General features: G+C 67.1%; 6 protein-coding genes. All 6 read right to left on the minus strand.

What is annotated here, in order from left to right; translation table 11 throughout:
* Nucleotides 1–3: 3 nt before the first annotated feature.
* The 6 genes from pgsA to CVA01_RS07170 all read right to left on the minus strand — a co-directional run bounded on the left by pgsA (nt 4) and on the right by CVA01_RS07170 (nt 5,904).
* Nucleotides 4–678, minus strand: coding sequence for a phosphatidylinositol phosphate synthase (pgsA, locus tag CVA01_RS07145; RefSeq protein WP_073883675.1), 675 nt, complete (start codon nt 676–678; stop codon nt 4–6).
* Nucleotides 678–1,271 carry an HIT family protein gene (locus CVA01_RS07150; protein ID WP_073883674.1) on the minus strand — a complete coding sequence of 198 codons (594 nt, stop codon included), beginning with the start codon at nt 1,269–1,271 and terminating at the stop codon, nt 678–680. The genes pgsA and CVA01_RS07150 overlap by 1 nt, the downstream gene beginning before the upstream one ends.
* Complete coding sequence (gene thrS, locus CVA01_RS07155) at nt 1,255–3,243, minus strand: threonine--tRNA ligase (RefSeq protein ID WP_244938191.1); 1,989 nt, start codon at nt 3,241–3,243, stop codon at nt 1,255–1,257. The genes CVA01_RS07150 and thrS overlap by 17 nt, the downstream gene beginning before the upstream one ends.
* A 189-nt stretch (nt 3,244–3,432) precedes the next feature.
* Nucleotides 3,433–4,701 carry a Dyp-type peroxidase gene (locus tag CVA01_RS07160; RefSeq protein WP_014010079.1) on the minus strand — a complete coding sequence of 423 codons (1,269 nt, stop codon included), beginning with the start codon at nt 4,699–4,701 and terminating at the stop codon, nt 3,433–3,435.
* Nucleotides 4,702–4,727: 26 nt separating this feature from the next.
* Nucleotides 4,728–5,306: a copper chaperone PCu(A)C gene (locus CVA01_RS07165; RefSeq protein ID WP_073883672.1), complete on the minus strand. Its 579-nt coding sequence runs from the start codon at nt 5,304–5,306 to the stop codon at nt 4,728–4,730.
* Nucleotides 5,307–5,337: 31 nt separating this feature from the next.
* Nucleotides 5,338–5,904 carry a copper resistance CopC family protein gene (locus CVA01_RS07170; RefSeq protein ID WP_082796401.1) on the minus strand — a complete coding sequence of 189 codons (567 nt, stop codon included), beginning with the start codon at nt 5,902–5,904 and terminating at the stop codon, nt 5,338–5,340.
* Nucleotides 5,905–6,291 lie beyond the last annotated feature (387 nt).

Raw genomic sequence — 6,291 nt, forward strand, 5'->3', positions numbered from 1 at the left:
CTCCTACTGCTCGGCGGGATCGGCGTCCGGGAAGTCCTTCGCCCCGGTGGGCGGGGCGATGGTCTCGCGGGCGAGATCCGACTTACCGACGATGACCAGCCGCTCGATGACGGTGTACACCGAGCCCAGGGCCAGGATGATCAAGCCGGCTCCGAGGATGTAGGGCACGCCGAGCCCGGAGAGCCCCAGTGCGACCAGACCGATGATGAGTCGCTCGGGCCGCTCGATGAGACCACCGTCGACCTTGATGCCCGAGGCCTCGGCCCGTGCCTTGACATAGGAGGTGACCTGGCTGGCGACCATGATGACCAGGGCGCAGGCGAACAGACCCTTGTACGGTTCGTGATCGTCCTGGAAGGCCATCCACCAGGCGATCGCCCCGAACAGGGCACCATCGGTGATGCGGTCACAGGTGGCGTCCAGTGTGGCGCCGAAGCGCGTGCCACCGTCCTTCATCCGGGCCATGGTGCCGTCGATCATGTCGCTGGCGACAGCGACACCGAGCAGCACCGCCGCGAGGAAATGCCAGCCGGTGGGGATGAGCGCGACCGACAGGACGACGGCCACCGCGGTGGAGGTGATCGTCACCGTGTTCGGTGAGATCCCCCACGAGACCAGTCGCCGGGCGATGGGTTCGACCACCACCGCAGCGGGACGCCGTCCTCGCACACTGAGCATTACTCTGACTCCTCTGTACCGTCGGTACTGTCGTTCACGTCAAGTTCCTGCCATGCAGACGCCAGCAGTTCCCGGGTCTGCGACAGTGCCTGGACCAGGACTTTCGTCCCGTCGATCACCGTCATGAAGTTCGCGTCGCCGGTCCACCGCGGCACGATGTGCTGGTGCAGATGGTTCGGCACCGACCCACCTGAGGCACGCCCCAGATTCATGCCGATGTTCACCGCGTCCGGATGCGACACCCGGCGCAGCACCCGGACCGCCTTCTTGGTGAAGGCCGAGAACTCCGCGGTCTCCGTCTCCGTCAGGTCCTCGTAGGAGGCGACCGGACGGTACGGGATGACCATCATGTGTCCCGGATTGTACGGGTAGAGGTTCAGGATGCAGAAGACCTCGTTCCCGCGCGCCACGATGAGACCGTCCTCGTCGGACCCGGCCGGGAGATCCACGAAGGGGTCCTCCGGCTTTGTCGTCGTCGTGACATACAGCGACCGGTACGGGGCCCAGAGCCTGGCCAGGCGGTCATCGACGCCGGCTCCCGTGACGGTCACCGTGTCCCTGGTGCCCCGGGCGTCCTCAGCGGAGTGCGTCAACGCTCTCCCCGGACGGCTGGTCGTTCCGGCGGGAGGACACCCACTCGGTGATGATCCGCACGGCGTCCTCCTTCGGGACGCCGTTGACCTGGGTTCCGTCGAGGAAGCGGAAACTGACCGCCCCGGCCTCGACGTCGCGGCCACCGACCAGCAGCATGAAGGGCACCTTGCCGGTGGTGTGGTTGCGGATCTTCTTCTGCATCCGGTCGTCGGAGGTGTCGACCGCTGCCCGGATACCGTGACCACGCAGCTCGGCGGTCACCTCCTCCAGGTAAGGGATGAACTCGTCGGCGACCGGGATGCCGGTGACCTGGTGCGGGGCCAACCAGGCCGGGAAGGCGCCGGCGTAGTGCTCCAGCAGGACGCCGAAGAAGCGCTCGATGGAACCGAACAGGGCGCGGTGGATCATCACCGGACGCTGCTTGGTGCCGTCACTGGCGGTGTACTCCAGGTCGAAACGCTCCGGCAGGTTGAAGTCGAGCTGCACGGTGGACATCTGCCAGGTACGGCCGATGGCGTCGCGCGCCTGGACGGAGATCTTCGGACCGTAGAAGGCGGCACCCTCCGGGTCCGGGACGAGCTCGAGGCCGGACTTCTCCGCCACGGCGCGCAGGGTGTTGGTGGCCTTCTCCCAGACCTCGTCGGAACCGACGAACTTCTTCGGGTCCTTGGTCGACAGCTCCAGGTAGAAGTCGTCGAGACCGTAGTCCTTGAGCAGGGAGATGATGAACTCCAGTACGGTGGTCAGCTCGACCTCGAGCTGGTCCTCGGTGCAGTAGATGTGGGCGTCGTCCTGCGTGAAGCCGCGGGCACGGGTCAGACCGTGGACCACGCCGGACTTCTCGTAGCGGTAGACGGTGCCGAACTCGAACAGCCGCAGCGGCAGTTCGCGGTAGGACCGGCCACGGGAGGCGAAGATCAGGTTGTGCATCGGGCAGTTCATCGGCTTGGCGTAGTAGTCGACGGCCTGCTTGGTGATGTTGCCGTCGGCGTCGCGTTCCTCGTCGAGCTTCATGGCCGGGAACATACCGTCGGCGTACCAGTCGAGGTGACCGGACTTCTTGAACAGGTCGCCCTTGGTGATGTGCGGCGTGTTGACGAAGGAGTAGCCCGAGGCGATGTGACGGCGGCGGGAGTGCTCCTCCATCTCCATGCGGACGGTCGCGCCGTCCGGGTGGAAGACCGGGAACCCGGAACCGATCTCGTCGGGGAAGCTGAACAGGTCCAGCTCGGAGCCGAGACGACGGTGGTCGCGCTTCTCGGCCTCCGCGAGCATGGTCTGGTACTCGTCGAGTGCCTCCTTTGACTCCCAGGCGGTGCCGTAGATGCGCTGCAGGCCGGCCTTGGACTGGTCACCACGCCAGTAGGCGGCGGAGGTGCGGGTCAGGGCGAAGGCGGGGATGTAGCGGGTGGTGGGCACGTGCGGGCCGCGGCACAGGTCGTACCACTCGACCTCGCCGGAGCGCGGGTTCACGTTGGAGTAGGCGGTGAGTTCTCCCTCGCCGACCTCGACGGAGGCGTCGCCCTCGGGGATGTCTCCGCGGGACTTGTCGTCGACGAGTTCCAGCTTGAACGGCTCCTGGAGGTACTCCAGGCGGGCGTCCTCCACCGAGTCATAGGCCTTGCGCTCGAACTTCTGGCCCGACTTGATGATCTTCTTCATCGACTTCTCAAGCTTCTTGAGGTCCTCCGGGGTGAAGGGCTCGGCGGGCTCGAAGTCGTAGTAGAAGCCGTTCTCGATCGCCGGACCGATGCCCAGCTTCGTTCCCGGGAACTCCTTCTGCACCGCCTGGGCGAGGACGTGGGCGCAGGAGTGACGGATGACGCCGCGTCCCTCGTCGGTGTTCGCGGCGACCGCGGTGACCTCGGTGTCGACATCCGGAGTGAAGGCCAGGTCGCGGAGGTTACCCTCGGCGTCCTTCACGCAGACGATGGCCTCCGGGCCCTTGTTCGGCAGTTCCAGCGGACGCATCGCGGCACCGGCGGACTCACCGGCAGGCACGGTGAAGGTCACCGTCGCGACGGTCACCTCCGGGTTTCCGATTCCGTTGCCGGCGTCCAGCGCTGATTCACTCACGGGTGGTGTGCTCCTTACACAACAGGCGAAGACGGTCACATACCTGGTGACAGTCATAATTCCCGGACCACTCTACCCGGCGGGTCAACCCAGTAGTGCCTCGCCCCAGTACTCCCCCTCCGCGGTCCCCGCGGGAATGAGGAAGACCGCCGATCCGACATGGGTGATCCACTCGTTGAGCCGGTCGCCGGCCGCGAGGCGTCGCTGGACGGGGATGAAGGAGGTCCGCGGGTCCGGCTGGAAACAGGTGAAGATCAGGCCGGTGTCCGACAGGGCGACGGGCTCGGCGTCCAGCAGCGCGTCAGCGGAGGACGGGGTGACCGGCAGATCGTAGTTGTACGCCCGACGCAGCATCCGCTGACGGGTGTCCCCGTCGTGGACGCCGGCGAGCGCGATATGCGCATTGCGGTCGATCACCGGCAACCCGTCGACGCCGACGGCGGACGTGTCCGGCTCGTCATGTTCCTTCTCACCGGACAGTGGATTGCCCTCGACGATGGTGCGGCCCATCGAGGTCTCACGGGTCGGCCGGTCGGCGGACTCCCACAGCGGCATGTCGAAGACGATCCGGCGGATGACCATGCAGGTACCACCGGTCTGGGACGGGTGGGAGGCGGCGTCCTCCCCGATCCAGACCTGGTCGTCGAACTCGACGTCGCTGCGCGGATTGACGGTCCCGTCCTTGAATCCGAAGAGGTTACGAGGGGTGCCCGGAGTGCCGTCGGCACCCCGCGGGATGTCGAGGAACCCGGTCTGCGACCAGGAGGGACGGGCATAGTCGGCGCCGCCACGGACGAGGACGCGGAGGGCGTGGGAGACGGTGGTGCGGTCTTCACCGCAGATCTGGAGCACGAGGTCGCGGTCGCCCCAACGGGCCTCGAGACGGTCACCGGTGAACTCCGGCAGCGGCGCCAGCCAGTCAGGGGCCTTGTCCGTCATACCGGCCTTCTCGAACAGCCCCCGACCGAAGCCGCAGGTGACGGTGAGACGTCCCGGGTCGGACGCCAGCTCCGGTTCGAGATCGGCGAGTACCGGTTCGCCCTGGGTGAGCCGACGGGCGTCCCCGGTCCAGATGCGCAGCAGCCGACGGATACCCGCGACGTCCACCCCGTCGCGCAGGGTGAAGGCGACGGTGGTGTTGTGCCGCTGCAGCGGCGTGGCGACACCGGCCTGGTGCGGGCCGTCGAAGGCGACCGTGGCGTCCGGGGTGGCCCCGGTGGAGTCGGTGTTCGGCACCGGGGCGGGATCGCTGTCGTCAGCGCAGGCGGAGGTGGCACCGACCGCAGCGGTGGCGGATGCCAGGCCGAGGCCGGCGAGGAAGCCCCGCCGAGTCACGCGGAAGTTCGTGTCCATGATGGGTCCGTACTGGTGAGGTCTGGTCACTGCATGTCGTGGTCGCCGTGGTCCATGCCGGCGTCCCCGTCGGTGCCGTAGTCCTCGTGGGAGGACTGCTGGACCCGCACCGGAATGCCGTTGAGCTCGTAGGTGGTGCCGCTGTCGTCGGTCAGCGTCAGGTTGAGCTCGTCACCGGCGGCGATCTCCTCGGAGCTGTCCATGATCATGATGTGGTGGCCACCGGGTTCCAGGGTGAATGAGTCGCCTGCCGGCACGGTGATCCCGTCCGCGGTCTCCCGCATCACACCGTCGACGACCTCGTGGTACTGGTACTCCCCTGCCAGGTCACCGGAGACCCCGGTCAGGTGGATGTCCTCGTCGGTCGTGTTGGTGAGCACACCGAACACCGCGGTCATCCCGGTGTCGGCGGTCTTGGCCCCGACATAGCCGTCGGTAAAGGACAGGCCCTCAGCACTGATGTCGGAGACGGCACTGGTGCCGGTGGTGTCCCTCGAGGTGTCGTCATCCTCGCCACAGGCTGCCAGGGAGAGTGCGAGGGCGGCAGCGACGCCCAGGGCGCCCGTCCGACGCAGCACGGTGGTGGCGACTTTGCGGGTCTTCACTGTTCAGTTCCTTCTGTTGTGTGTTTGACGGCTACTTGTCGGTGGAGCGCAGGCGGGCGATGAGCATCACGAGGACGCCGACGAGCACGAGGACACCGGCGATACCGAGTGCGGTCTTCCCCCAGCCGGGGATCCCGTCGTCGTCACTGTCCTCGGAGGACGATCCGTCCTCACTGTCGGTGGCGTCCCGGGCGGCGTCTCCGCCGGTGTCGAGGGTGAAGGTGTAGCTGCCTTCGGTGGGGTGCCCGTCCGACGAGGTGATCCGGAATCCGACGGTGTACTCGCCGTCGGTCATGTCGACATCGTCGGGGACATCGATGAAAAGGAGGTTGCCGTCGATCTCGGGGGTCTCGGTGACCAGCACCTCGCCGTCCCTGGAGAGGGCGACGGTATTGAAGGTGTCACGCGGGTTCGCGGAGAACTCCAGCTCGATCCGGTCAGGTGCGGCGTCCAGGACAGCACCGTCCTCCGGCGTGGACCCGACCACTGCGTCATGGGCGACGGCGGCCGGCAGGAAACCTGCGCCGGCGACGGCGGGGGCCAGGATCAGTGCCCCGGCAAGCGCGGGGGCGGCGGCCAGGCGGGAAAAACGGGTCATGATGTCCTTTCGTCGGAACAGGCCGGACTGCGGAGGCCGGGGACCGGCCCGCTCCAGTAGTCGGAGCGTACGGACGGGAAGTTCCCCGACCGTCATCAGCGTGGAATACAGGGGGTGACAACAGAACTGATACCCGGTGTCCGTCGATCAGCCTACCTGCGGGGAAACCGGGCGCAGAACCGACTGCACCTCGGCCACCCCACCCCCCGGATGCGAGCGGCGGCACCCCCGGACTCCGGGGCTTCAGATCTGCGTCAGGCACGGATCGTCGATCCTGTGCCACAGAACCTGCGATCCGTGCCTGACGCAGATGTGCTGCGATGCCCCGGGCAACCGAACCACGGTATGGCGAGAGCCCCGTACCTGAGGTACGGGGCTCTCTTGTCT

Origin of the sequence: Corynebacterium variabile (assembly GCF_006539825.1) — a bacterium.
Classification (GTDB): domain Bacteria; phylum Actinomycetota; class Actinomycetes; order Mycobacteriales; family Mycobacteriaceae; genus Corynebacterium; species Corynebacterium variabile.

Coding starts and splice junctions, on each gene's coding strand:
- pgsA (WP_073883675.1), bottom strand. CDS start 678: ATGCTCAGTGTGCGAGGACGGCGTCCCGCTGCGGTGGTGGTCGAACCC.
- thrS (WP_244938191.1), bottom strand. CDS start 3,243: ATGCGTCCGCTGGAACTGCCGAACAAGGGCCCGGAGGCCATCGTCTGC.
- CVA01_RS07160 (WP_014010079.1), bottom strand. CDS start 4,701: ATGGACACGAACTTCCGCGTGACTCGGCGGGGCTTCCTCGCCGGCCTC.
- CVA01_RS07170 (WP_082796401.1), bottom strand. CDS start 5,904: ATGACCCGTTTTTCCCGCCTGGCCGCCGCCCCCGCGCTTGCCGGGGCA.